This is a genomic window from Maribacter cobaltidurans, from assembly GCF_002269385.1.
GTDB classification, from domain to species: Bacteria; Bacteroidota; Bacteroidia; order Flavobacteriales; family Flavobacteriaceae; genus Maribacter; species Maribacter cobaltidurans.
On record NZ_CP022957.1, the window covers coordinates 708766 to 734664 of the forward strand.

Consider the following 25899-nt stretch of genomic DNA (forward strand, 5'->3'; position numbering starts at 1 on the left):
GGTCAATGTTGCGACTAAATCTAAAAACAATACCATTGAATAATACTATCTTTATGAAAAATTTATAAGATGGATTTGACCAAGATTCCCCAAATAAAACATACTGATAGTAATAACTTTTTTTTGCTTTCGGGTCCATGTGCCATTGAAGGCGAGGATATGGCGATGCATATAGCGGAGCATATCGTTACCCTTTCAGAGCAATTAAAAATACCCTATGTTTTCAAGGGAAGTTTTAAAAAAGCAAATCGAAGTCGCTTGGATTCCTTTACCGGAATTGGGGATGAAAAAGCATTGAAAATATTGCGTAAGGTATCGGAGACTTTTAAAATTCCAACTATAACTGATATTCATACAGAACAAGATGCTACCATGGCAGCAGAATATGTAGATGTGCTGCAAATACCCGCCTTTTTGGCCCGTCAGACCGATTTGGTCGTAACCGCAGCGGAAACCGGTAAGACGGTCAATATTAAAAAAGGGCAATTTATGAGTCCAGAAAGCATGAAGCATGCCATAAACAAAGTGACCGAAACAGGAAATGAACAGGCTATTATTACAGAACGCGGTGCCATGTTCGGCTATCAGGATATGATTGTTGATTTTAGGGGCATACCCACCATGAAGCAATATGCGCCCGTAGTATTGGATGTTACCCACTCTTTACAACAACCCAACCAATCCTCAGGAGTTACAGGCGGCAGACCTTCCTTGATTGGAACCATGGCTCGTGCAGGAATAGCCGCCGGTGTAGATGGGTTGTTCATTGAAACCCATTTTGATTGTGCCAATGCCAAAAGTGATGGGGCCAATATGCTGGACTTGAAATTAATGGAAAAGTTGCTGACGGATTTGACTCAACTGAGACAGACCATAAATTCTTTGGACCAATAAATCAATGCTAATTTTCCCTCTAAACTAGCCATTAACCCTGAATTTTTTTGGGGTCTTTCCTATTTCCCTTTTGAATGCAGCTGAAAAGTGTGTTGCGTTTTTGTAACCAACTTCCTCTGCAATTTGATAGATTGGAATGTCCGTATTTAGAAGTAGGTACTTGGCCTGTTTCATTTTGCGCTCCAAACTATATTGATGGATGGTCATGCCAAAAACACGCAAGAATTCCCGATTCAAATTCGTTTTATTCATCCCAATTTCCTTGGAAAGTACGGAAAGGGATAAATTCAAATGTAAATTATCACCAATCATTTTCTTCACGTGGGATAATTTTTTGAGGTTCTGGTGTCCTTTCGAAGAAACACGGGTAAAAACGCCCGACTTGTAGTTGGATATTTGAAGCGCCAATAGCTCCAACACTTTTGCCATTAAATAAATACGGGCTGCGCCCTCATTAAAATTATAGTTGACCAAAGCATCCAGAACCAACATAACTTTATCAGTAATGGGCAAAACTAGATTGTCATCCACGAGTTCCTTGAACCTGTAATCCTTTGTAAATCCGTGATTGGACAGAAATGAACTTGAAAACCTAATTCTTATTTCCTTATAAGGGATATTACCCAAAATTTTAAATTCACTGTCTAACGGTCTTACATTAACCAGATAGGAATCACCGCTTTCCAAAAAAAACTCCTTCCCTTTTAAGCTAACCACCTTTTCACCTTCCATTAAAAAGGATAGCTGAATAAAGTCCTCGGCAATCCTTCTTTTAAAGAGGACATCTTCTTTCAGTTCAAAAGAGTTCAGGGTAATCATAACGTCATCCATTGAAGCCTGTAAAATCTGCCCTGTACCAAATTCTTCCCTAAGGTCATAGGATGTAAAGGAATAATCCTTGTCCTCATACTTCTCCATCGGATTGCCCAGTAATTCAGTCAAGAGTATATGGTCAAGCCTTGTCTCCGCTGCTTGAACCGTTGTATTATCGCGTCTTTTTTTTACCATTTTCCGTCCGTTCGCATTACCAATGTCTTATTATTTTCGCATCAAACTTATTTAGACTAATTAAAAATAACTAATATTAAATGAAAAATTTTCATACTTTATTTCTTTTCATAATCTGTGCAGCAACAATTTCTGCCCAAACAGGTAGCTTAAATGGCCGGGTCATGACAACTTCAAATTCCCCTATTTCGGACGCCAATATAATGATCAAGGGTTCGAACAAGGGAACAATGTCCAACATCCACGGATACTTTACCATAGAAAATTTACGCCCCGGAAACTATACTCTTAGGCTTTCTTCCCTGGGCTTTTCAAAAAAGAAGTGCCCGTACTCATAAAGGCCAACGAAAAGACACAGCTCGGTACCATTGTACTCATAGAAACCCAAGAACAACTTAATGAAGTTACCGTGGAAGGCCACCAAAACAAGTACGTTAAACGTGAACCATCCCAGTCCTTACGATTAAAAACGGAACTGGTAAAGCTCCCACAAAACATTCAGGTCATCAGCAACGAACTGCTACAAGACCAGCAGGTAACCACCATTATGGATGGCCTCACCAGAAACGTAAGTGGAGTGACCATGTTGGAGCACTGGGGTCAATTCGCAAGAATCAATATGCGTGGTTTTCGCTTACCCGCATTTAGGAACGGAGTTAATGTACAGGACAGTTGGGGACCATTGGCCGAAGACATGAATACCGTGGAACGTATTGAATTTGTAAAAGGTCCCGCAGGTTTTATGATGTCCGCTGGGGAACCTGGTGGTTTCTATAATGTGGTGACCAAAAAACCAACGGAAGAATTTATTGCCAACGCATCTTTCACGGCGGGAAGCTTTGATTTCTATCGCGGTACGGTAGATGTAGGTGGTAAGGCATCCGATAACGGAAAACTACTCTATCGTTTCAATGCCATGTATCAAACTACGGATAGCCACAGAGGCAATGAGCAAACCGATAGATTTGGCATCGCTCCTGCCCTAACGTACAAATTCAGTGAAAAGACCTCCATCACAGCTGAAATGAATTTGCAGGATGCGGAGTCGTTCCTCGGTTCGGCCTATATTTTTGCCCCCGTAGAAGATGGTTATGCCAGCCTTCCCCGTGATTTCAATTTTGTGGACACTAACTATCCTAAAACCGACATTCAAGAAGTTACTTTCTTCCTGAATGCCAAACACGAGTTCAACGATAATTGGAGCGTCGAAGGTCAAATGGCATATCTAAGATATGATCAAGTTGGAAACTCTGCATGGATCGGTGGACTCGACAGTGCTACCGGGGATGCCATTAGAACAATTTCCCAATGGGATGCCCTATCCGTAGGAAAGTATTCGCAATTATATATCAACGGTGCCTTTAATACTGGCGCAGTTTCCCATAAAATATTGGGAGGATTCGATTTTAGTGAAAAATCCTATTGGGCCGATTTCTCGGTTACACTTCCAGTAGACACCGCTGTCCCATTCAATATATACAATCCTGAATACGGTGTTGTTTTCCCGGAATTTGACCGCTCCGTGAACGTTCAACATCGAAATGGTGGAACTCCGTATAGCGCAAACACACTAAGGGGATACTACCTACAGGATGAAATTGGCTTTTTGGAAGACAAAATTCGTTTGACCTTAGCCGGACGTTATACCAATCTATTTACCCAAGGCAAAACTGAAAGCGATGATGTTCTTACGCCCCGTATTGGTTTGAGCGTAGACATCCTACCTGATTTAACCGTTTATGGCCTATATGACCAATCTTTCTTGCCACAAGCAGGAATTAGTGTGGACATGCAGCCCCTGAACGACCCTGTGGATGCCAACGATATTGAGGGAGGAATTAAAAAGACATTCTTCGGAGGGCGTTTAAGAACTTCTTTAGGTGTATATCAAATCACGAAAGAAAATATTTTGACTACTGATCCTTCCAACCCAAACTTTTCCATGTACTTGGGTGAAGTTCAGTCCAAGGGTATAGAATTTGACCTCCAAGGTCAGGTTACACCAGAGTTGAACGTAATTCTTAATTATGCCAATACCAATGTGGAAGTAACGGAAGACCCTAATCCAGACCTTGTGGGAACCAGAGTAGCTGGCCACGCCAAACACGCGACCAATGGATGGTTGAACTACAACTTTGGCCAAACTTCATCATTGAACGGTTTCGGTATTTCCTTGGGCTATCAATATCAAGTGGATAGATCTACTTGGGCATGGGCCGCCAACAACCAATCCGACCTACCGGACTACTTTAGAATGGACGGTGCGCTTTCTTGGAGAAACAGCAACTTCAGGGTGCAGTTGAATATTAACAATATTCTGGACAAATATCTCTATTCCGGTGCCAACTATGGTTCTTACCTATACTGGCAATCAGAACCTGGAATCAACGGAAGATTGACCGTAGCATACACCTTTTAAAAAATGGTTTGGAGTACAAGTCTTTAGTGTTTTGTTAGTTAAACCGATTTGCCCTCGGCCAAAAGTTGGGGGCGAATCAAAATTTTAAAAAATGAAAAAAATATCGATTACCCTATTTTTAATACTATTCACAATTGCCCCCACCTTTGCCCATTATTTATGGCTAGAAACCAACAGAACGGGAACTTTGGGAAAACGACAGGAAGTCCGCGTACATTATGGGGAATACACGTATGGTGTTGTAGAAAAGGTCCAAGGGGAGAATTTCCCTTCCGTTGCAAAATTCGATATTTGGGTCGTAGGCCCGAACGGAACCAAAACTAATCTACACACCAAAGCCACCGAAAGCTATTATGTTGGACATTTCACTCCTACAATAAACGGCACCTACACGGTGGTTCTCAACAATAATGAAATTGAAGTTCTGGATTACACCCAATGGGATTTTGGAATTTTTAAGACCCACTATCATGCTACGGCAAAAGTTCAGGTAGGCAGCTTTGGCAGTGATACCGCCATTATCAACCAAGAGGGTATTGCCATAAAGGAATTACAGCATGAAGGGGACGATATAAAACTTCAGGTCGTATTCAAGGGCAAACCCTTGCCCAAAAACGAGTTTAAAATCTATGTCAGTGATCTTTGGACCAAAACCTTGGAAACGGACGATAATGGTGTGGTGACGTTCGATCTTCCATGGAGAACAAAATATACAATGGAAACAACTTTTGAGGAACGGGTACCCGGCCACTATAAAGGAAAAGACTATGAATTTATCTGGCATTGTGCCACGTATTGCATTACTAAATAGCCTATGTACACTTTTATTTTCACCCTAGCATTTATTGGGTTCTACCTGTGTTATGCAACTTCTAAACGTATGGTCATCGCCAATAACTTTGGTTTTGAGGAATGGTGCTACGAAAACAACCTAATCTCCAATTCTATTGGTGTTACTTCATTATTAAGTGCAGCCTCAACCTCTATTTTTCTTTGGGGATGGGGTACGGGGCTATTTACTTTTATCATCGTTTTAATGACCGTAGGTTCCATCATCATTATCCTTCAACCACTGCGCTTGCTTAACTATTTGAGCTTAGTTACGGGGTTGTTGATCTTTTTGCTCTTTCAATATTTATTTTCTTGATATGCCGGCACATCCTAAATATCTCAATCCCAATTTTTGGTCCCGATTTTCCAAAATAACCGCGGCCATACTCGGTAGTTTTATGGTCACCATCCTACTGCACTTGGCCATTGCCAGCTGGTCTGATCATGTTACCGTAATCATCACCAGCACCTATTCCGCGTTTATACTATGGGCTATTTTAATGATTTTCACTTTTCTGGCAAAAAACGGATGGAAGGTCTGGGCCATATATCTATTGATCTCTGTATTGCTCTTGATTATCATATACTATGGTAAATCCTTAAATCCCATACCTTAATCATGGAAAAAAGAACCTATAATATACTTTTCCATTTGCATACGGTAAGTGGTATTGTTATCAGCGTGGCGCTATACGTTATTTTTTTTGCGGGGTCATTTTCGTTTTTTAGGGATGAAATAGCCAATTGGGAACGTGGTCATAAAATTACCGTACAAGATCAAATTCCCCATGATGTTGATGGCGTATTGAAAAATCTTGGTGAAGATTATAATTTGGACGGGAGGGACATCGAGATTTCACATTATTTCAACGAACGAAAAATCAATGTGAACATAAGTGGTTCCAAACATCCCGATGCTAGGGATGCGGACAAGCAGGGCACTTTTTTTTATTATGATACCCAAGATGGCTCAAAGGGTAGCTATCAGGAAAATTATAGCCTCGGCGAATTTCTATACCGCTTACACTTCTTGGATCAGATTCCCTATCCATACGGGCGTTACCTTTCCGGATTTGTGGCCTTCTTTTTTCTATTTGCCATCTTTACCGGCATTGTTGTACACTGGAAAAAAATGGTATCTAATTTTTATGTTTTTAGACCTTGGCAAAAACTAAAGACGCTATGGACCGATGCCCATACGGCATTGGGGGTAATAGGTTTTCCTTTTCAATTTGTGTATGCCCTTACTGGCGCATTTTTTCTATTAAAAGCTCTATTGGTGGCTCCTACCGTTCTGGCTTTGTATGATGGCAATCAAACCCAATTATTTGAGGACCTGGAATACAGCCATCCCGTTTTTGAATATTCCGGAAAACATCTGGAATTACCTATCGACATTAATGGTTATATACTACGGACAAAACAAAAATGGCCAGGGTTTAACGTAACAGAAGCCCATATCTTTAATTATAATGATGCCAATATGCATGTCTCCATAAGCGGACATTTGGAGTATTCTTCCAAATTCAACGGTATGGGCAATGCTATTTATAAGGTGTCCGACAATAGCTTGGTAGCGCAAAAAAATCCCTTGGAAACCAGTTCCTATTTGGATGGGGTAAAAAATACATTGTTCCGTTTGCACCTAGGGGATTATGGGGGGCTGGGCTTAAGGTTAATCTCGTTCGTCCTAGGAATTATATCCTGTTTTGTGATTATTTCGGGTATCATGATTTGGTTGGTGGCCCGCGATAAAAAACATATTCCGGAAAAAAGAAGACGTTTCAACGCCAACATTGTCCGAGTTTATTTATCCATTTGCCTGACCATGTTTCCCATAACAGCCTTGCAATTTATCTTGGTAAAGATTTTTCAACCTACGGATGGAAAACTCTTCATAAGTAGCATCTATTTTATTGGGTGGCTCCTCTTGTCCATCATTTTTATAATGAAGAACGACAATACCTTTACCAATAAATGGACTTTAATTTCCGGAGGGATTTTAGGACTCCTGATTCCTATCGTGAATGGCCTGATGACGGGTAACTGGTTTTGGGTCGCCTATAAAAATGGATACCAACATATTCTTTTGGTAGATTTATTGTGGTTGGTTCTTGGAGTGGTATCACTTTGGATTGCTTTTTTCAAATTGAAAAGAAAGGCAAACAAGACCCTTGCAGTGACAAAAACTTGAAGTGCTATCGTTTGTAAAACCCATTTTTTCTGACCGAGTAGGCATCTTCCAAAACTTCGGTCAAAACCTTGTCATCAATTTCCTCGAGGGAGGCATAACGCAACGAACGTACTACTTTTCGCTTTTCAGAGACCATTTTATCCAAATGTTTGGTCAAATGTGCAGAGTTCCAAAAAGCGATATCCACGAATTGTTTTTTATGGGATGCGTTCAAATAGCAAATGGGAGACTTATCAACATAGAAACAAGGAATATTCCATTTGTATTTTAGCGAAACCTCAGGAAGCGTTTTTTCAATAACCAGTTGCAAATGCATCAAAATACTCCTGTAGGGCTCAGGTTGACTGAATATGTAATTTTCAGCTGGGTTCATAGAAATGAATTTTTGATTGCAGCAGTATATTTTCAGTTTAAGTTATGGGGACGGGATTCAAATATATAGTTTTACACCTTTCAAGAAATCACTATGTCAAAAAAGTCCGCTACACTAGTTCTAATTTTTATTACTTATCTATTTCCCATTTCTTGCTTTGCACAGAACAATGGGGAAGAGGATTGGATTTTTAAAAATAGTAAAAGCCTATCTGAAATGTGGGAGTTGAACGAAGAATACCACAGAGGCACCTTTATTATTACCTCTTACGAGCCTGTATATTTTACGCTGGGCAAATTTTCCACCAACACCAATAAGTTTCCCAGTAGCGAGGAAAGGAACAATTTTTTATCAGAACCCGTAGACCTTGACGTGGTGGAAGCGAAATTTCAGCTGAGTTTGAAAACCAAAGTTTTCTATAAAGTACTTTGGAGCAAGGCCGATGTTTGGGCGGCATTTACACAAAGAGCCTATTGGCAACTATATAACAAAGAACTTTCCAGACCTTTTAGGGAAACCAACTACCAACCTGAAATAATTCTAAATTTTCCCTTGAACTTTAAAGTGTTAGGTTTTACGGGAAGAATGGCGGGAGCGGCATTTATACATGAATCCAACGGTAGGTCCGACCCGCTTTCCAGAAGTTGGAACCGACTAAGTGTTCATGCTGGATTTGACCGTGGTCCCTTACAAATTATGCTAAAAAATTGGGTCAGGTTGGGCGGTAGTAATGATGATAATCCCCAAATTATGGACTATATAGGAAGGGGCGAGGCCAAGGTTACCTATGACTGGGGCAGGCAACGCTTCTATGCCATAGCTAGGCACTCACTACGGTTTGGTGATAAGAGCAGGGGCAGCATTCAATTGAACTATTCCTTTCCCATTGTTAAAAATTTTAGTGCCCACCTTCAAATTTTTGACGGGTATGGTGAAAGCCTTATTGATTACAACCATAGGCAAACCACTTTTGGAGTTGGGGTTTCTTTAATAAATTAAAGTTTTTTTAATGTAAAATAAATGGCTAGCCGTTCACGAAATAAGCTCATATTCATACATTTGGAAAAATACCGATTATGAAAAACCTAACATTCCTCGTTTTAACATTCATAACCATTGTTGCAGTTGGCCAAGAACATTCACACCGGAGTTCAAGATCCTTGACCTTTCCGGATATACCTGGATATAAGAGTATTAAGACCGATTTACATATGCATACCGTTTTTTCTGATGGAAATGTTTGGCCTAATATCAGGGTACAAGAAGCCCTTCGAGATAATCTGGATGTTATTTCGCTTACGGAGCATTTGGAATATCAACCTCATTCCGAAGATATTCCCCACCCGGATAGAAACCGCTCTTATGAAATCGCTTTACAGGAAGCCAAAGATCATGACCTTCTGATTGTCCATGGTTCCGAAATTACCCGAGATGCCCCCATGGGGCATAACAATGCCGTTTTTATAGAAGATGCCAACCCCATACTACAGGATAAAGCAGAAAATGCTTTCGCCGAAGCAAAAAAACAGAATGCTTTTGTATTCTGGAACCATCCGGCCTGGTATGCCCAAAACCCAAATGGAAATCCTATACTGAGCGAATTTCAAAAGAAACGAATTAAAAAAGGAGAGCTACACGGTATCGAAGTAATCAATATGACGGATTATGCAGAAGAATCTCTAGCCTTGGCTTTGGAGAATAACCTGACCATCATGGGGACGAGTGACGTTCATGGTCTCATTGATTGGGATTATACCGAGAAAGGAAACCACCGACCCATTACCCTGGTTTTTGCCAAAGAAAAAAGTCTGCCCTCTGTAAAGGAGGCGCTATTCGCCGGAAGAACCGTGGCCGTTTACAATGATTTAATGGTAGGTAGGGAAGAATTTTTGATGCCTTTACTGCAAGCAAGCCTTAAAGTAGAAAAAGCCACTTATGCAGGAAATAGCAATGTGTTGGAAATCGCTGTTTCCAACGTGACCAGTAGTGATCTATTCTTCCAAAACGAATCGGAATATACTTTTTACGATAGCTCGCCCGTTTTTGAAATCGGAGCGGGGGAAACAAAAACACTTCATTTAAAAACCTTGGAACGTAAAACTTCCGTGGACCTAAAACTTAAGGCCTTAGGTTGTTTTGTAGCGCCAAAAGTGCAGCCTGTGGTTACTTGGATGGTTCCCACTAAACAATGATATAACCGATAATCGAGATTTCAGATTTCAGATTTCAAATTATACTTTCACTTCTTGAATGCTACCCATAGTAGTTCTATAAAATAGTTTTAAAAAAATCCCAATATTAAACTTTTTATATTAACTTTGTTTTTCAAAGTACTTTTATATGGAATCAAATAAGTATCTGGAGGATATCATAGAAATCAAAAATATTATGAATCGTTCATCAAGGTTCATATCATTAAGTGGCCTATCAGGTGTTCTCGCTGGAATATATGCTTTAATAGGTGCTTTCTTCGCCCATGTGCGCCTTGAACAATCCAATATTAGTCGAGTTGAAGGTTACTCTGAGAGGGATGTCTTTTTATCGAACAATGAGTTGGTCCGAGATCTTCTTCTAATCGCAATTGCTGTCATAGTCCTAGCATCTTTTACGGGTTTTCTACTAACACTGAAAAAATCGAAAAAAAGAGGGGAAAAAATATGGGATGCAACAAGCAAACGTTTAGTCATTAATTTTTTGATTCCCCTTTTGGTGGGGGGCTTTTTTTGTCTGGTTCTTATACAACAGAACAGTGCTTTTTTGGTGGCACCTGCAACCCTTATTTTTTATGGTCTGGCTTGCGTAAACGCAGGTAAATATACAATGGGCGATGTGGGGTACATGGGTATGGCATTTATTATCCTTGGTCTTATAAGCACTCAATTTATCGGATATGGATTGTATTTTTGGGCTCTCGGTTTTGGTGTTTGCCATATAATATATGGCAGTCTAATGTACTTTAAATATGACCAAAAATAGCAGAGACACAAGTTTTAAATGAGTTTAATCGACAATATAAACAAGGCTTTTGATCACCGTATACGACTGGGTATAATGTCCGTACTTATGGTGAATGACTATGCCGATTTTAATATGCTAAAGGAACTTCTAGGTGCCACTGATGGAAATTTGGCAAGCCATACAAAGGCCTTGGAAAAAGAAGCTTATATCAAGGTTGAAAAGCGATTTGTAGGACGCAAACCTAACACCCGATATTCCGCTACAAAACTTGGAAGGGCAGAATTTGAGAAACACATCGATGCACTTGAAAAGCTGATAGGGAAATAAAAAAAATTTATGTTATTACTTTGTTTTTCAAAGTACTTTATATTTCCATTAATAAGAGCTATGATATTAGAAAAGTTATACGAAATCAGTCTAAAACCTTATCGTTTATTTAAGAAAAATGAGGCTTGGAAATTAAATGTAACCGACCTATTAAGGTATCCTGAACATAGTTTGGGTTATGCCCTAGGCCGTTTTTTGTTAAATAATCTTTTTGATTTACAGGGCAAATCAGAAAATCATGATGTGTTTCATGTACTAACGGGTATAGGTGTTACGATACTGGAAGAAATAGAAATGCAATTTTACCTTATGGGCAATGGTAAAAGAAGTTTTTATCTCTTTTCAGTCATATTTCTAGGGTCCGTTTTCTATCCAGAAAAGATGAAATTCTTTGTACGTCATTATTACCAAGGTAAAAATGCATTACCCTTTTATCAACTTGACTTTTATAAACTTTTAGACCAACCTATTGAACGTCTAAAGAATACTTTATCAATACATTAAAATTCAATCATATGAAAACAGGCCCAAAAACATTGTCTACTATATCACAAAACCTTTTTCTAATACTTGGTTTTGTACTACTTAGAATCATAATTCTAATTAATTCCATATTGTCAAAATAAATAGTATCAATTATGAACATTCATCTTAAATCCATCGCATCGGCCATTACGTTTAACTTCCTTTTTTATAGTAAAAGTTTTGGTCTAAATCTCTTTCTGATTTCGATTCTAGTAGTTACCCTACTGTCCACTCTTAGAACGGATAAGCACATACCCAAGGTATTTGCTTTTACCTACATCATTAGTGCAATCTTTGTTTTTGTTAATCCTACAGGATTTACAATTTTTGTCCATTTCATGGCATTTTTGGTATTTGTTGGAAAATCTATCTCCCCTCAAAGTTCTTTATACCTGTCCTGGCTCCTAGGCGGAATAAATATCTGTATTGCCTGGATATCCAATTACATACAAAAACACAAAACCGATGCCAAAAAAGAAGCAAAAGGTTTATCGCCTAAATTGTTAAACCGACTAAAGGGTTTTGTCATTGCCTCAATTTTATTGGTTTTGTTTGCGATGCTCTACAAAAATGCCAATCCCGTTTTTGAAAATCTTATAACAAAAATCGACCTTGATTTTATTAGCCTACCGTGGTTATTATTTACCATCGCGGGTTATATACTTTTTCTGAACATATTAAGACCGCTAAGTGCACAAGAACTTGTGGCCTTTGACCTGGCCCAAAATAATGAACTTGAGCATCCTAAAGAAATTATTCTAATTCAGGCTAAGAAAAAATTACAGAGTGAACATACATTGGGGAGTATCGTCTTTTTGGCACTTAATTTATTGCTAGTCGTATTTTTGGTTACTGATTTGATTTACCTCGTCCAACAATCCGAGATTACCAATTCACAATACTCGGAAGCAGTACATCAAGGGGTTTATGCGCTTATGTTTTCCGTCGTATGTGCCATTATTCTAATACTCTATTTCTTTAGGGGCAACCTTAACTTTTTTAAAGGTAATGGGCGTATCAAAAAGCTAACCTATCTATGGATTGGCCTTAACTTTGCTCTAATCCTGTTTACTACCTATAAGAACTACATATATGTGGAAACATTAGGTCTTACGTATAAACGGATTGGCGTTTTTATATACCTTACATTAACTCTTACCGGCCTGATAACGGCCTATATTAAAGTAGCGCAAGTAAAGAACTTTATTTTTCTATTACGCTCCAATATTGCAACCATTTTTATATTTCTAATACTCAGCGCTGCTGTACCTTGGGACAAAGTCATAACTTCTTTCAACTTGAACTCGCTTGATTTGCCAGATATTGCTTATTTGGTTGAACTTGATGAAACCAATTCTGTTCAATTATACAATTATGCCAAAAAGAATACATCAACATTAGATAGTCGGATTCGAGGGGATATTGAAGCAAAGTATGCTGAATTCCAAGAAAAGCAAGCCAAAAAAACTTGGCAAGAATTCACCATACACCAATTAACTGAAAATCTTACGAAATGATGCTTTTGTTCAAACACCGATGGAACAGAATATGCGTGCGTATTGCAATATGGTTTTTTGTCATTTTCACGATTCTGATGCTTTTATGCCTAATCAAGGACAATAATGTTTTTCAAATCGTTTTCCTAGCAGTTGTCATACTCTATTTTCCCATTACACTGGGAATATTCTTCTTCCTTTTTCTAAATACCTTGACCAATATAAGGGATATCCAAGAACATTTTATGACGCTCCTCCTTGTTTTGTTAAACTTTCCTTTCGGGGTTTTGTATGTAACCTTTTTACCTTTTTGATCCAATGAAAATTTTTAAATACATCCGAAGTAAATTTGCCCCCGCGCATATAAATATAGGCCTTTCTATAGCCTTTGCACTTTTAGGGCTATTGGTCAGGATTCAGTTGACGAATAGTCTTTTTTATTTCTTTTTGGTATGGAATCTTTTTTTGGCGGGAATTCCCTTTTTAATAACCGAGCTCTTAAAAAGGTTCCATAGATTACAAATAGCAAAACCTCTTATGGTAGTATCTTTTCTCTTATGGTTGTTATTTTTACCCAACAGCCCGTACATCATCACGGATTTGATTCATTTAAACAATAAACATTCATATATATTATGGTTAGATTTGTTTTTGATCTTTGTTTTTGCCCTAAACGGACTGCTCCTTGGATTATTGTCAATGATGGAAATGAGTAAAATACTACAGGAGAAACTTGGTCGTACCACTACAAAATATATACTCTTTAATGTTTGTTTATTGAGTGGCTATGGTATTTATTTGGGCAGATTTCTTCGTTTTAATTCATGGGACATAATAACCCAGCCCATAACCCTATTAATTAAACTCTTGGAAAGCATTAAAGACCCAAAAGTCTGGTTATTCTCCTTATTGTTTGGAGGCTTTATTTGGATTCTTTTCATCTTTTTTCAATCAGTCGGATCATCGGGGACATCTCAGAAATTAATTAAAAGATGAACACTTTCAATTTAAACTTCGGCCTAAAATATTTTTTACTGTTCCTTATGCTACTGATGTCGGAAATTGTAATAGCATACTTTCTTAAGGACGGGTTTATAAGACATGTATTTGTGAATTACCCGGTTGTCTTACTACTATATAGCTTAGTAAAGAGTTTTTGAATAAAAGGGTTTTTGACCTTGCATAATTTACATTATTAGTAGCTTTCCTTATAGAACTTCTACAATTGACTCCTTTTTTGGAGATTCTGGGTTTAGATTCAAAAGTTTGGGCCTTGTTACTTTTTGGCAACAGCTTTAGTTTTACAGACTTGGTTGCCTATACCTTTGGCTTTTTCACTGTTATAATTTCAGAAAATTTATGCATTCAATTGAAATGAACCCTTATCTCCATTTACATAGTCCTGTAAATAAATATATCGCTCTGTAAGCTTACCGTCTTGCGTCATCCTCGCACGTTGCAGGATACCGTCCTTATCATTATTAAAAAAAGCAGGAATAACGTTTTTTACAAAAGCTTCGCCAAATCCCTCACTGGCATCACGTGGTAATTCACAGGGTAGATTGTCCACGGCCATGACGGCTATGGCATCAGGATTTTTGAAGTCGGTTTCCGATTCTGTTTTTGGGTCATAGCCATAGATTGGGTCTGCAATGGTCGATGGCTTAATGGTTGAGGCCACCGGTCCGTCAATATCGCAACTGACATCTGCAACCACCCGAATCTTAAAATCCGGGTGTTTGGCATCTTCCCGTGTATAAAGGTAAGGTGCTCCCTGCCCGTAAAAATGTCCCGCAATATAAAAGTCGGTTACTTTGGTAAATCTGAAAAAATTGGATTTATATTCTTCTGGATGGGCAAAAAAATCTGCTTTATTTCCCCTAACCCCGTCTTTTCGTTTGTTATATTCCCCAGCATCGATTTGGCAGTAGACCGGTTCATTAAATTCTTCTTCAAGGAATTCGCTAACGTTTACCCTGCGCATTCCCATACCATCCAACATTTCTCTGGAACCATTACCTACCCTTCCCCTGCCGGTAAGCAGTACTTTGATATTGGGTAGTTTCAATTTTTTTAGTTCGCTTATCAGCGCTTGTTGATCAGGTAATGCATTTGCTTTTGGCAATTGAAACAAGTCGTATTTAAGTCCGTATGCCCTAAAACCATTATAAGCGCCAACGATACCGGCATAACGGCCAAAAGCCACCAAACGCTGTTCCTTGGGATTGGTAATTACCTCATGATCGTACAGTTCGATATTTTTTTCCAAAATGGCGCGTAACAAATCTCGATTATAGGGCTGCTTTTTAATGGTATGTGAAAAGAAAAAGTATTTTTTGTTGGGAATAAGGGCATCTATCGGAACTTCCTTGACCCCCAAGAGCACGTCACAGTTTTCCATAGCGTTTTCCACTGGGATTCCCAATTGTCTATACGACTCGTCATCGTAAGCCCTAATGGGCGAAGGTTCCACAATTATCTGCGCCTTGGGAAAACTATCTACGACTTTTTGGCAGGCCTTCGGTGACAAAACTACCCTACGATCGGGGGGATTCTTGCGTTCTCTTATGATTCCGAACTTCATATAGGTTTTGGTATAAATATTGCATAAATGTAAAGGGAATTGTAGCGGTTAGCAAACTTTTGTTAGCTTTGCTCCCCTGCGTTAGGGATAGAGGCGATATCCTTTTTTCTGTCATTTCGAGCGGAGTAGAAAAACAGAAAAAGATAAAGCCGATAGCCTGACCTTTTGAACAAAAGGGAACGCCCTGCAAATATTAAAATAAGTTCATTTACATATTGGGGCCGACTGGTTTTGACAGCAAGACCAATGGCATTGTAAGCATGCCGAGCGCTGGGGTACAGCTCGTTAATATCATACTTCACACTTTTAATTGGCGAAAATAATTACGCTCTTGCCGCATAATCTGAATTATAGTAGGATATGCCTCGTCCCTACAAGGTAGGGAAGCGAGATGTTCCTGAATAGCCCTTGTTGACGGCGATTCATTTAGGAGCACCAGAAAAGTCAACACAAGGGTATCCGCTCGCTTTGGCGGTGCCTCTAAAACCTTAAGAAGATAAGTGTACATTAGGCGGTTTCTGGTCAGGTGTACATCGAAAACCAAACAGATACTAAGCATGTAGAAAGCACTGACGTTGCTTGTTTGGACGAGGGTTCGAATCCCTCCGGCTCCACTAGAATAGTACCATAACTATTCAAAAACCCCTTAATCATATGATTATCAGGGGTTTTTCTTTTTTACGGTATCAAATGAATCGTTTTAAAACCGTATTTTATGTGACCTATTCGGTGAGTACTTTTTTTTAAAAAAAACACTCACCGATTTACTTGTAATTAACTGATATAATGTTAATTATGAAAATAGTATTTTCCTTTTTTGTACCTTTATTTCTGTTAAAAAGATATTTAAAATGAGCCATTCTTTCTCACAGTTATTTTACCTCAAAGGAAAACATTTTGAAAAAGACGTGAAAGTACCTATATACCTGCGTTTGACAGTTAATGGGCAACGTAGCGAACTGAGTATTTCCCGTAAAGTTGATCCCGAAAAATGGAATACCAGAACGGGAAAAATGCGCGGAACGAACCTCGAAGCAAACGAATTGAATTCGTATTTAGATGCTGTCAGAAACAAAATAAATAAGATTCATGCTCGACTTGTTGACGAAGGCAGGCCCTTTAACTCTTCGGACATAAAAAACCTTTACGTAGGCAAAGGAGAAAAAATTAAAATGCTGGTACAGCTCTTTGAGGAACATAACCTGCAAATGGAAAAATTGGTCGGGGTTGAATTTGCCCTTGGTACTTGGAAGCGATATCACACCACCAAAAAACATGTGAAGGAGTTCTTAAGGACCGAGTACCGAAAGGACGATGTTCCAGTTCGTGATGTCAATTTAAGGTTTATCAAAGGGTTCGAGTACTTTTTAAAAATAACCAAAGCCTGCAATCATAATTCGGCTTTGAAATATGTCAACAATTTTAAAAAGATCATACGAATGGCAGTCGCCAATGACTGGATATCCAAAGATCCATTCTATAACTACAAAGTTCAATTTAAAACTGTGGAGCGTGATTTTCTTTCCAAAGAGGAACTACAAGACTTAAAAGAAAAAGAAATAGATGGCGATCGTTTAAATGTAGTACGTGACATGTTCGTATTCTGTTGCTACACCGGACTTTCCTACATCGATGTGCAAAAGTTGAATCAGGATAATATCGTTCGCCATATTGATGGTAGTTTATGGATTCAGGCGGAGCGCACCAAAACCAAATCGAAACTGGGTATTCCAATTCTATTGACTGCAGAAGCTATTTTAGAAAAGTATAAAGACCATCCTAAAGTTGTCAATGGAAAATGTGTGCTTCCCGTTTTGAGCAACCAGAAATCCAATGCTTATCTAAAGGAAATAGCAAACCTATGTGGCATAAAAAAGAACCTCACGACACACCTAGCTCGGCATACCTTTGCTACTACTGTTACCCTTTCTAATGGGGTGCCAATAGAGACTGTTGGTAAAATGTTAGGTCATAAGAATTTGCGGACCACGCAACATTACGCTAAAATCATAAGCAAAAAAGTAGAGTATGATATGGGGATTTTAAAAGAAAAATTGGCAGATATTGATAATAAGCGCATCAAAAAAACAGTTGAATCGTAAAATTCTTTTTCAACTAGAGCTTTATCAAGTAACCATTTCAACCCAAATCTTACCATAACTTAACTGCGCATGGATCCTGTGAAATTTTTGTAGCGTTCCGGCAGATAAGCGTAAAGCAAAAATTCCATAGGGCGCACACTACTTTCGGTTTGGAACACTATCTTTTTTCGTTAACCATTTCCGGTACGATTCGTAATGCCCGGGATTCTGGTCAAAATACCCTCTCAGGTCAGAGATTACTTCTTTCCCTCCCTCGGTAAAGGCCCTTTCCTGGACTTCCTCGATTCGGGATACCTGCAGGGCCAGGTATCCTATGATGACCAAGGAAATGAACCAAATCGAGTATTGAATCCATTGTTGTATTTTCGGAACCAATCTTGCTTTTGAAATCTGCACCGTAACAATCTGAACGGATTCCTGAAGCCTTTCGGTATTCACCTTCTCGGAATTCAGATGCTCTTGGAGCAATCTTTCGATTTTGGTAGTATCGGGTATCACTTTGATGTTGTCGGTATTTTGGGTCAACTTTTCCAATCTAACGATGGACTTGTTGAACCCATCCAACTCGTCGGTCAGTAGTTCCATTACCTCGTCCAGTTTCTTATATCCCATAGCTTCTTGATTTAAAATCCTATGCCAGTATCGATGGCCCTTTTGATGGTTTTTTTGATGATGTTCTTGGTAATGCTTGTGGCCAAATTGGTGCTTATTTCCACAGTTTTCCCTAGTAACTGGACCGATTTGCCGACCTCTTTTGGTTTTGCAATACCTTTATTCTGTGAAAGTTGTGCCATGATTCTTCCTCCGGACATGGAGCGGTGTACCTCGCTTGCCTTGAAGTTATGCCCTTCATATTGGAACCGGAATCCTTGTAACCTGTTCGCTTTATTAATGGTCGGAATGACTACCACGTTCCTTTCCTGCATGGCCTTGATGTAGGGGTCCAATGTTTTTGGCCTGTCGTTTTCCATGACTCTTTGATGTATGTCCTTAATTTCAAGACGGATTTTTATGGAATCCAGTTCCTTTTCCCGTTGTACTTCCTTGACCGTGGTCAGTCCCATTTCCTTGGCAACATTTTCGGCGGCCAGTTGGCTCCGCTTGCCGATATAACTGTCATTGTAGGCCTTGCCATCAAAACCGATACGGTTCACGTACAAATGGACATGGGTATGTTCCTTGTCCCTATGGACGAAGGCGATGGCCTGGCGTTCCTTCAGCTGCATTTCTTTGATGAACTTCTGGGTCAATTCCCCTAACTGTTCCTTGGTAAGGTTCCTACCATCCTCTTGTGTCGGACTGAGTATAAAGCTCAGGGTGTTCCTTTGGCATCGGGTATTTTCTTCCTGTATCAATCGGAACTCCTCGGTTATCTCTTGGGGATTATTACCGGCCAAATGTTGGCTGAATACGATTTCAGCATCCTTCTCCTGGTTCCAACCGTAATCGATACTTGTACCTGTATGCGCTATGGAAGTTCCCTTGCCGATCATTGTTTTGTTCTTTTGAAATTATAAAGATGAGTGCGTATTTCCTCCGCCAGTTGCTCCACCTCGCCGGCCAGTTTAGGGTTATGTTTCCTGAACATATTACTTATCCGGGTAAAGTTCACCTTGTACTTCACAAGCATTTTATAATGGGCCAATTGTTCCCCGGTCAAACGTTCGATGACGGGATTGCCGAAAGCGGAGCTGCGGCAATATTCGGAGAGGGAAAGTCCTGCCCGTTCCGCCCTTTTTCGGAGTAGCTTTTTCTCGTAGATGGAGCACCGGAACTTGATATAGGTCCTTTTCATTTTTCCCTTACTTTGCGACCGCCGGGAGTAAAGCGAGTTTGTCTTTGTGGCAACAAAGACACATCTCGCGCTTCCTGACCAAGTCCCTTTTTAGAATAACTTATCAGCCATTCGTTCATATCCTTGAATCCTTGGTAAAGCATTGATTTGTCCAGGCAGTTATTGGAATGGGCCATCAGTCTTTCGGTCGTCCGTTTTCCGTTCGTGTCGTTGTCCAAGTAGAGGTCGATTTGCAAATAACCTTTCATTATTTCCATTGCTTTTGAAACGAAAGCAGTTGAGTTCAGGACCGAAAAATCATACTCTGCTTCCAAAATTTCATTATAGCTAAGAAGGGATAGTAAGTCGAACACGCCTTCGGTAACGATGAGTTTTCCGTTTCCTTTTTTGATGTGGGTTATGTCCTTAGGCGAACTACAGTTCTTATAATATTTGTTACGAAGTTCCCATCCCCCGGAATCGTTTTTAAAACCGATGGCGAAGTAGTTCTTATTCTTAAAACTATAATGGACCTCACTAATGTATTTCTTCGCGGTTGCGGTTGAAATAGATCTGGAACTTAAATAACCTCGCAAAGCATAATGGGTAAGTTCCTTGACTTCTTTTACAAAGATTTTATCCTGTTGTTCCACTTTAAAACTGGGCCGCTGTTGAAATAAAAAAGAGCTCTTATCCTCTCCGATTATTCTTAAAGCTTCTTTTACAGTGCACTGGCTTATTTTACATACCAGGTCGATAACATTTCCACCGGTTCCTTCCCCATGGTCATACCATCTATTGAGTGTCTTGGACACCTTGAAAGAGGCTTGGGTCTCGAGCCGGAACGGGCTCAGGAACCAAGCTTCTTTGTCGTTCTCCTTGGTCGGAAAGTGCCCTAGTTTTGCCAGCGCTTTTTCGATGGGAAAAGCTCGGGCTCTTTCACACGATAGTCTATTTGTTCTTTTTTCTTTCATCAGCCTCTTTTTATTGAATTTCGGTTACCTTCCTACCTACATCCGTATTTATTGGTGTTCAGAGCTTAGGTGGGTATAAATTTGACCTTACCCATCCTACCCAATAAGGTAGGTTCGGTAATACCTAGGTAACTAGTTGTTTATATATCTTACCTTAAGGTAGCTCCCGCTAGTGTGGAGATACAGGTCCTTGAGGTAAATAGGTAGCTCCATTTTCACCTTTTCTAAAGTTCAACCTCCCAAGGTGTCTTTCCAAAAATGGGTTTGGCCAGATATCCGTACACCTGTCGTTTGGGGTGCTTTATCCTTTGAAAGTTGAATCCGGATAATGCCCGTCCCAAGTTTATCTGGTTCAGGCGAAGGTTTAGGCAGCTGAGCTTGACCAGTACATCTGAGGCCGTAACAAAATCATCGATGTTGTCGGACTTTTCAAAATATTTGGAAACTAGTTCCTCCTCCGTGGTGAGCTTGGTGTACTTCTTGTTCCGCTCCTCGTTCTCTTGGATATCCTTAATGGAAAGTTCAGGATTGAAATTAGGGTCGGTATAGGTGAGATAGTATGCCTGTGACCATACTCCGTTGATATCTATTTCCTTCGAATACCCGAAATCTATTTTCCCATTAAGCTCAAAGCAAAGCCATCTCACGGAACCGGTTTCATCATTTAAAAATGACGCCATGTTGGTAGAACCTACAAAAGAACATATTCTGGGTAGGGTGGTATTCTTTCTGTCATAGGGCAATCGTTCATTGATAAAGGTCTTTGAGAAAAAGGACTTTAGCGCATTCACATCCTTTTTCGAAAGTACGGCCAGCTCGTCTAGATTGTAAAGAAAGTTCCGGCAAAGCTGTATCCTCGCATCCTTGTCGTTACTGATGTCCTCGGCCATATATTCTGCTAGCTCAGGGGGACATAGGAACCGGCACCAGGTCGATTTACCTGAGTTCTGCCCCTGATGGGACAGTACGAAGGCCTGCTTGTTGAAATAGTGTACCTCCAACGCACATTTTATCGTCCGTACCAGCCATTTCTTGAAATGATATTCAAAGGCTTCCTTCTCATAGGTCGGTACATAGGAGGCTAATTTCAGTATATAATCCTGACCATCCCATTTAGGGAGGTTTTCAAAATATTCCCGGATGGGATTGCATTTTGGGATCCATTCCGACCGGATCAGGGTTTCCAATTTCCCATTGGGGATATCGATGCCCGCTTTCGCCAATTCGATGATCAGGGAATTCAGGTTCAGATATTTCCATTCCTTGGAAGCTTTGAACCCGATCTGGAAGTCGTGCGATATCTCGTTGAATGTAATATCGTACTTACTCTCCAAATATTCCATGGTATAGTCGTAGACCGTCTTTTTCTTAGCGTCCTTTACATGGTAAAGTTGTTCGCCATTACCTAGCGAGTCCATCACCTTCTATTTTTGAAAGTGTACTTAAGTGTATCGTCGGTAATTTCGGCATGCGACTTTCTGCTGTTCTGGAGAAGCCAATCGTTGAGTTTGCATTTCTCGAAGAAGATCATCTTACCGTTGGGCTTTGAATGCGGAATATTTCCCGAGGCCGTTAGTTTGTAAAGATAGCTCCTTGATATTCCGGTATAGTCACAGGTCTCCTCGAAGGTGAGTACCTCTTTATTGGCCGTCAATAGCCTTTCCAAACGATCAAGTCGTTCAAAGATTAAAATAATGTCCATTTGTTTCTTTTTAAGATTATTAAATGAACAAAAGCGCTTTTGTTTTCCTTTGTAGAATTCTTTGGATAAAGGTAATTGGAGGGAGGTGCAAAAACTCGATTGTGTACATATTTTTATTCACAAAATATTGATAAACAATTACTTATATTAAATCAATGCAAATCGAACCATATGAAATTTGGATAATTTTATTTGGTTCCAAAACGATTCAAATGATACCATTTGATTTTTGTTAAAAAAGGAAGAATTTTGAGTTATCAACAATTGACAATATAACTATCAAGAAAATAAGGGTACTTAAAAGGCAAAAAGCTAGTCATCTGAAAATAGTTTCATTGTATTGTCCCATAAAAGGTTGGTTTCTTAAAACTAAGATGCTTATATATTTATTTATCAAACCCATTAGCTACTTGAGTTTTATCAAATAGTGGCGAGCTTATTGTGGCATTAATTTAAAACTACAAATAGGTATTGTATGTGATCAAAAAACTACGTTTTTTTTCTAGGGTTAGAACGTCCAATGGGTGATGTGGACGATATCTACGCCAACGCTATATGTCAATTACCGCTTACAACAAGAAGGGAGTACTGCCAGCGATTAATCAAAAGAATCAAATTTGAACTAAAGACGGCTAGCTGTAGACAGAAGAAACAACAACTTAAACAAATGATTAAATCCGCTACGTTGGAAATTTCTAAATTGGAGCCAAAAGCTAAAATTTAATTTTGGCTCAATAGGGTATAATATCTGCTTTGGACAGTGCTTTTTAGCTATATTCTTATGTTAACCCCAAAAATAAGTTGGCGAAAACCACCACCAAATATACCAGAGGTTGCACGGTTCAACCGGGATGCCCTGTAGATTTCATTAGTGATGTTTTTCCCGTTGATAAAAGCGTTCAAGCGGACATTGTCACTAATAACAAAGTCATAGTTCACAAAAGCATCAAAAGTATGGTAGGCTGGCAGTTTTCCGATAGCCCCATCTGCAGATTCGTTGCTGAAATTGTGAAATTCAGTAAATTGGTTACTTACAAAGTTACCGCTTACCCCTAACGATAATTCTTTATAATCGTAATTTAATCCAATATTTGTAGTACTCCTAGGGGTATAAGGAGCCTCTGCATCAACTATTCCCTGTTCACCAAATTGGATGACACTTTTAGTGATGTTTTGGAATGTGGATGGTTCAATGGTTTGGTCCGTTAATAGGGTTTCACCCCCTAAACCGTCCGAAACATATACATCATAAGCGTTTCTATTGGCATTGACCGTATTGATATATTCATTTTGGGTGGCCGGACTGTGGATTACCTGTGAAAAGAGGTCTTTATCCTCTAATTTACCGGCCAATACTTTTGAGCGCATGAGATTAAGATTACCGACAAGTCTAAGTTGATGTTGGTTTTTGTCCAATAATTCAACGCCCAAAGCTACTTCAACGCCCTGTACATTTATTTTCCCCAATTCCTGAAAGACTTCATTTCGTCCGCCGGCATAGAAATTACGGCTGGTGTTGTTAAAGTACGTTAGTTGGCCATCTAGGCGATTATTGAATACATCTCCGCGCCAACCGATTTCCCTGTTCCAACTCAATTCCGGATCAATATTGATACTCTGCCCGGCAAGTGGATTCGTGACAATACCGTCTTGTTCTACCAAAAATCCGAATACTTTGGAGGGGGCAATCATTCCTTCATAAATACTCCCATAAAATTCACCATAGTTTGTTTGATAATCCAACGTAATTCCAGGTAGGAATTGGGTATATACGTTTGGTTCCCGACCTTCTTCGGTACTACTAATATTAGGATCTTGAGCCACGGCAATCAAATCTTGGCGGTACATGTCTACATGTTCAAAGCGGAGAATTGGGGTAATGCCCCATTTCCCAATATTGAATTCATTGCGTACAAATCCGTTGGCCGACCATAGGCGATACCATAGATCAGTGGAGGCACGCCCACTTCTTGCCCAACGGCTGCTGTCGGCAACCAGAAAACGGTCCTTAAACGTTTCGCGGTGCAGATTAAAACTAGCTTCTAAATGCTGACCTTTTTCAAAGGCTTTCCAATCATAGTCCATTGTTTCTTTCACCCCGGATACGGTATAGGTCCAACGGCTGTCCGTAGTACTTTCCCTTCCATCGTTAACTCTACCAACAATAACATAATCTTCCTCCCCAAAGGTCCGTCCGTTCAAATAGCTGTATCGGTCGTTAAAAATGGCATCGCCAACATAATTTTGCACTTCGGTGGCTTTAATTTTGGCGGTGGTCTGTCGCCACCAATCACGTTCAAAGTCACTTGCATATACTTTTGAAGTAAAGCTCAATTTTTTTGAGGGCAACCATTTGTGGATAATATCCAACCCATACCTTCTCATGGTAAATTGGTCCGCATCTAAAGGATTTTGGGTAGGATCAGTATCAAAGGTAAAGGGGGTTTGCGAACTTAAAGAGGCTTGATTGTCTTCCGATTGACCGCTAACCTTAAAATAAAGTGATTGGTTATCGGAGAGTTTGGCAAATACTTTAGCGTTCAAGTTCAATACTTCAACAGATGAATTATCCGTAAACCCATCAAATTTCTTATATACTCCTTCAACCAATGCCCCAAGATTGTTCCAAGTACCACCGTATGAGATCAAGCCTGTTTTATAATTGCGTTGTCCTCCGATCAACTTCACTCTCAATTCAGGCTTTTGAGGAGGCAAGGCGGTAATATAGTTGATGGCGCCATACATATTGTTCGGGCCATAACGGAGCATATCCGCTCCTTTATATACTTCAATGGCGGTAATACGGTCGCTTACGGGATTGTAGTAGGCTCCTGGGGCAATGTACGGCGCCGGTGCGGACGGTGTGCCGTCTTCCATGAGCAACACTTTTTTGGAACGCCTGCCCCATGAACCCCGGATGCTAATGTTAGGACGGTTGGACAGCCCCATATCCCCAACTATATTTACCCCTGGGACGGTTCTTAGCATTTCTTCCGTACTCAGAGGGTTACTATTTTTAAGTGCAATCGGAGTAATGCGAAAGTTACTCCCCTTGAATTCATCTTTAAAACTTTTTGGAGAGGCACTCACAATGACCTCATCTAAAGTCGTACTGCTCAATTGGAGTTTGATAGTGCCTAGGTCTGGATTTTGCGTATTGATGGTGATCTCTTTTTTTTCATAGCCCAAATAGTCTACTACGCCAGAATAGTTGCCGGCCTTTAAATTAATCGAAAAGTTGCCATTTCTATCCGTTACAGTTCCACTTCCATTATCCAGTACAATTTGTGCCCCCATAAGCGGCTCGTTATTTCCTCCTTCAATAACTTTCCCCGTAACCGTAATCTGGGCAACTACTTGAAGTTGAATAAAAAGTAATGCAAAAAATAAAAATGGGGTCCTTTTACTTAATTTCATAGTATGTAAAGTTGATTAAAAAATACTGAATACGGTTTCCAATATCAATTATATCCTTCTCAAAATAATTTTCTAAGATTTTAAATGGCATCTAGTCGGCCCTGTCCAATTTAGCGACATCAATGGTAAATTGGGCGACCGCTCTACCTTGGTCTCTGTCCCTACGGTTGCGTCAAACACACAGTGGATTCTACCGTAAACCCTAGAAATGGCCGCTTCCTCTGCCCAACCGCGCACTAAGATTGCTTTTTCCGGAAATATATACGCCAGAACCTCTGATGCCGCTGTTGAGAACACGCTATGGCCAGATGTGTAGCTTGG

The 25899-nt window shown here is 39.7% G+C and carries 28 protein-coding genes and 1 other RNA gene; 17 read left to right on the forward strand and 12 right to left on the reverse strand.

Going from position 1 to position 25899, the window contains the following annotated elements; genetic code table 11:
* The first annotated feature begins 69 nt into the window (after positions 1-69).
* Entirely contained in the window at positions 70-894 is an 825-nt protein-coding gene (gene kdsA / locus CJ263_RS03025; protein ID WP_094995908.1) for a 3-deoxy-8-phosphooctulonate synthase, read from the forward strand.
* Between the two features lie 24 nt (positions 895-918).
* On the opposite strand, the gene CJ263_RS03030 is transcribed toward kdsA, so the two are convergent.
* Positions 919-1902 carry a helix-turn-helix domain-containing protein gene (locus tag CJ263_RS03030; protein WP_094995909.1) on the reverse strand — a complete coding sequence of 328 codons (984 nt, stop codon included), beginning with the start codon at positions 1900-1902 and terminating at the stop codon, positions 919-921.
* A gap of 91 nt (positions 1903-1993) precedes the next feature.
* Positions 1994-2161, reverse strand: coding sequence for a hypothetical protein (locus tag CJ263_RS21205; protein WP_229702384.1), 168 nt, complete (start codon positions 2159-2161; stop codon positions 1994-1996).
* Here CJ263_RS21205 and CJ263_RS21210 point away from each other — a divergent pair.
* From CJ263_RS21210 to CJ263_RS03055, 6 genes are all read left to right on the forward strand, one after another.
* Positions 2106-2240, forward strand: coding sequence for a carboxypeptidase-like regulatory domain-containing protein (locus tag CJ263_RS21210; protein WP_229702375.1), 135 nt, complete (start codon positions 2106-2108; stop codon positions 2238-2240). The genes CJ263_RS21205 and CJ263_RS21210 overlap by 56 nt on opposite strands.
* On the forward strand, positions 2225-4321 hold the full coding sequence (locus CJ263_RS03035; protein WP_229702338.1) for a TonB-dependent siderophore receptor: 2097 nt from the start codon (positions 2225-2227) through the stop codon (positions 4319-4321). The genes CJ263_RS21210 and CJ263_RS03035 overlap by 16 nt, the downstream gene beginning before the upstream one ends.
* Positions 4322-4412: 91 nt before the next feature.
* On the forward strand, positions 4413-5132 hold the full coding sequence (locus CJ263_RS03040) for a DUF4198 domain-containing protein (RefSeq protein WP_094995910.1): 720 nt from the start codon (positions 4413-4415) through the stop codon (positions 5130-5132).
* A gap of 3 nt (positions 5133-5135) precedes the next feature.
* Positions 5136-5468, forward strand: coding sequence for a hypothetical protein (locus CJ263_RS03045; RefSeq protein ID WP_158657067.1), 333 nt, complete (start codon positions 5136-5138; stop codon positions 5466-5468).
* A 1-nt stretch (position 5469) separates the two neighbouring features.
* Complete coding sequence (locus CJ263_RS03050) at positions 5470-5769, forward strand: hypothetical protein (RefSeq protein WP_094995912.1); 300 nt, start codon at positions 5470-5472, stop codon at positions 5767-5769.
* Between the two features lie 2 nt (positions 5770-5771).
* Positions 5772-7346 (forward strand): PepSY-associated TM helix domain-containing protein, encoded by a 1575-nt coding sequence (locus CJ263_RS03055; RefSeq protein ID WP_094995913.1) that lies wholly within the window; start codon positions 5772-5774, stop codon positions 7344-7346.
* A gap of 4 nt (positions 7347-7350) precedes the next feature.
* Here CJ263_RS03055 and CJ263_RS03060 read toward each other — a convergent pair whose 3' ends face one another.
* On the reverse strand, positions 7351-7719 hold the full coding sequence (locus CJ263_RS03060; protein WP_094995914.1) for a DUF1801 domain-containing protein: 369 nt from the start codon (positions 7717-7719) through the stop codon (positions 7351-7353).
* Between the two features lie 93 nt (positions 7720-7812).
* Here CJ263_RS03060 and CJ263_RS03065 point away from each other — a divergent pair, with 93 nt between their 5' ends.
* The 8 genes from CJ263_RS03065 (at position 7813) to CJ263_RS21430 (ending at position 14403) form a co-directional block, all read left to right on the forward strand.
* The gene (locus tag CJ263_RS03065; protein WP_094995915.1) at positions 7813-8718 is read left to right on the forward strand and encodes a phospholipase A; all 906 of its coding nucleotides are present in this window, start codon (positions 7813-7815) and stop codon (positions 8716-8718) included.
* 77 nt (positions 8719-8795) lie between these two features.
* A complete protein-coding gene (locus tag CJ263_RS03070; protein ID WP_094995916.1) occupies positions 8796-9911 on the forward strand; it encodes an Sb-PDE family phosphodiesterase in 1116 nt (371 codons plus the stop codon).
* A gap of 148 nt (positions 9912-10059) precedes the next feature.
* Complete coding sequence (locus CJ263_RS03075; RefSeq protein WP_094995917.1) at positions 10060-10695, forward strand: hypothetical protein; 636 nt, start codon at positions 10060-10062, stop codon at positions 10693-10695.
* 18 nt (positions 10696-10713) lie between these two features.
* Positions 10714-11004 carry a winged helix-turn-helix domain-containing protein gene (locus CJ263_RS03080; RefSeq protein ID WP_094995918.1) on the forward strand — a complete coding sequence of 97 codons (291 nt, stop codon included), beginning with the start codon at positions 10714-10716 and terminating at the stop codon, positions 11002-11004.
* Positions 11005-11064: 60 nt separating this feature from the next.
* Complete coding sequence (locus CJ263_RS03085; RefSeq protein WP_229702337.1) at positions 11065-11508, forward strand: ubiquinone biosynthesis protein COQ4; 444 nt, start codon at positions 11065-11067, stop codon at positions 11506-11508.
* Between the two features lie 134 nt (positions 11509-11642).
* Complete coding sequence (locus CJ263_RS03090) at positions 11643-13046, forward strand: DUF4153 domain-containing protein (RefSeq protein WP_094995919.1); 1404 nt, start codon at positions 11643-11645, stop codon at positions 13044-13046.
* Positions 13047-13343: 297 nt separating this feature from the next.
* Positions 13344-14021, forward strand: coding sequence for a DUF1361 domain-containing protein (locus CJ263_RS21425; RefSeq protein ID WP_094995921.1), 678 nt, complete (start codon positions 13344-13346; stop codon positions 14019-14021).
* A gap of 241 nt (positions 14022-14262) precedes the next feature.
* Positions 14263-14403, forward strand: a complete 141-nt coding sequence (locus CJ263_RS21430; RefSeq protein WP_394339923.1) for a hypothetical protein — start codon at positions 14263-14265, stop codon at positions 14401-14403.
* Here CJ263_RS21430 and CJ263_RS03110 read toward each other — a convergent pair.
* On the reverse strand, positions 14383-15609 hold the full coding sequence (locus CJ263_RS03110) for an NAD(P)-dependent oxidoreductase (RefSeq protein ID WP_094995923.1): 1227 nt from the start codon (positions 15607-15609) through the stop codon (positions 14383-14385). The two genes, CJ263_RS21430 and CJ263_RS03110, sit on opposite strands and share 21 nt — an antisense overlap.
* Positions 15610-15826: 217 nt before the next feature.
* Here CJ263_RS03110 and ssrA point away from each other — a divergent pair.
* Together ssrA and CJ263_RS03120 are read left to right on the forward strand one after the other, a co-directional pair.
* Positions 15827-16226, forward strand: a transfer-messenger RNA (tmRNA) gene (ssrA, locus tag CJ263_RS03115).
* Between the two features lie 234 nt (positions 16227-16460).
* Positions 16461-17711: a site-specific integrase gene (locus tag CJ263_RS03120; protein ID WP_094995924.1), complete on the forward strand. Its 1251-nt coding sequence runs from the start codon at positions 16461-16463 to the stop codon at positions 17709-17711.
* A gap of 138 nt (positions 17712-17849) precedes the next feature.
* On the opposite strand, the gene CJ263_RS03125 is transcribed toward CJ263_RS03120, so the two are convergent.
* From CJ263_RS03125 to CJ263_RS03165, 8 genes are all read right to left on the reverse strand, one after another.
* The gene (locus tag CJ263_RS03125; protein ID WP_094995925.1) at positions 17850-18323 is read right to left on the reverse strand and encodes a DUF6730 family protein; all 474 of its coding nucleotides are present in this window, start codon (positions 18321-18323) and stop codon (positions 17850-17852) included.
* An 11-nt stretch (positions 18324-18334) separates the two neighbouring features.
* On the reverse strand, positions 18335-19204 hold the full coding sequence (locus CJ263_RS03130) for a relaxase/mobilization nuclease domain-containing protein (RefSeq protein ID WP_094995926.1): 870 nt from the start codon (positions 19202-19204) through the stop codon (positions 18335-18337).
* Positions 19201-19506, reverse strand: coding sequence for a mobilization protein MbpA (mbpA, locus tag CJ263_RS03135; RefSeq protein WP_094995927.1), 306 nt, complete (start codon positions 19504-19506; stop codon positions 19201-19203). The genes CJ263_RS03130 and mbpA overlap by 4 nt, the downstream gene beginning before the upstream one ends.
* Complete coding sequence (locus tag CJ263_RS03140; protein WP_094995928.1) at positions 19503-20459, reverse strand: toprim domain-containing protein; 957 nt, start codon at positions 20457-20459, stop codon at positions 19503-19505. Before CJ263_RS03140 ends, mbpA begins: the two co-directional genes overlap by 4 nt.
* A 224-nt stretch (positions 20460-20683) precedes the next feature.
* Entirely contained in the window at positions 20684-21877 is a 1194-nt protein-coding gene (locus tag CJ263_RS03145; protein WP_094995929.1) for a VapE domain-containing protein, read from the reverse strand.
* Entirely contained in the window at positions 21877-22161 is a 285-nt protein-coding gene (locus tag CJ263_RS03150) for a helix-turn-helix transcriptional regulator (RefSeq protein ID WP_094995930.1), read from the reverse strand. The genes CJ263_RS03145 and CJ263_RS03150 overlap by 1 nt, the downstream gene beginning before the upstream one ends.
* 771 nt (positions 22162-22932) lie before the next feature.
* The gene (locus tag CJ263_RS03160) at positions 22933-25578 is read right to left on the reverse strand and encodes a TonB-dependent receptor (RefSeq protein ID WP_094995932.1); all 2646 of its coding nucleotides are present in this window, start codon (positions 25576-25578) and stop codon (positions 22933-22935) included.
* Between the two features lie 72 nt (positions 25579-25650).
* Positions 25651-25875 carry a phosphatase PAP2 family protein gene (locus CJ263_RS03165; RefSeq protein ID WP_229702336.1) on the reverse strand — a complete coding sequence of 75 codons (225 nt, stop codon included), beginning with the start codon at positions 25873-25875 and terminating at the stop codon, positions 25651-25653.
* Positions 25876-25899: the final 24 nt, after the last annotated feature.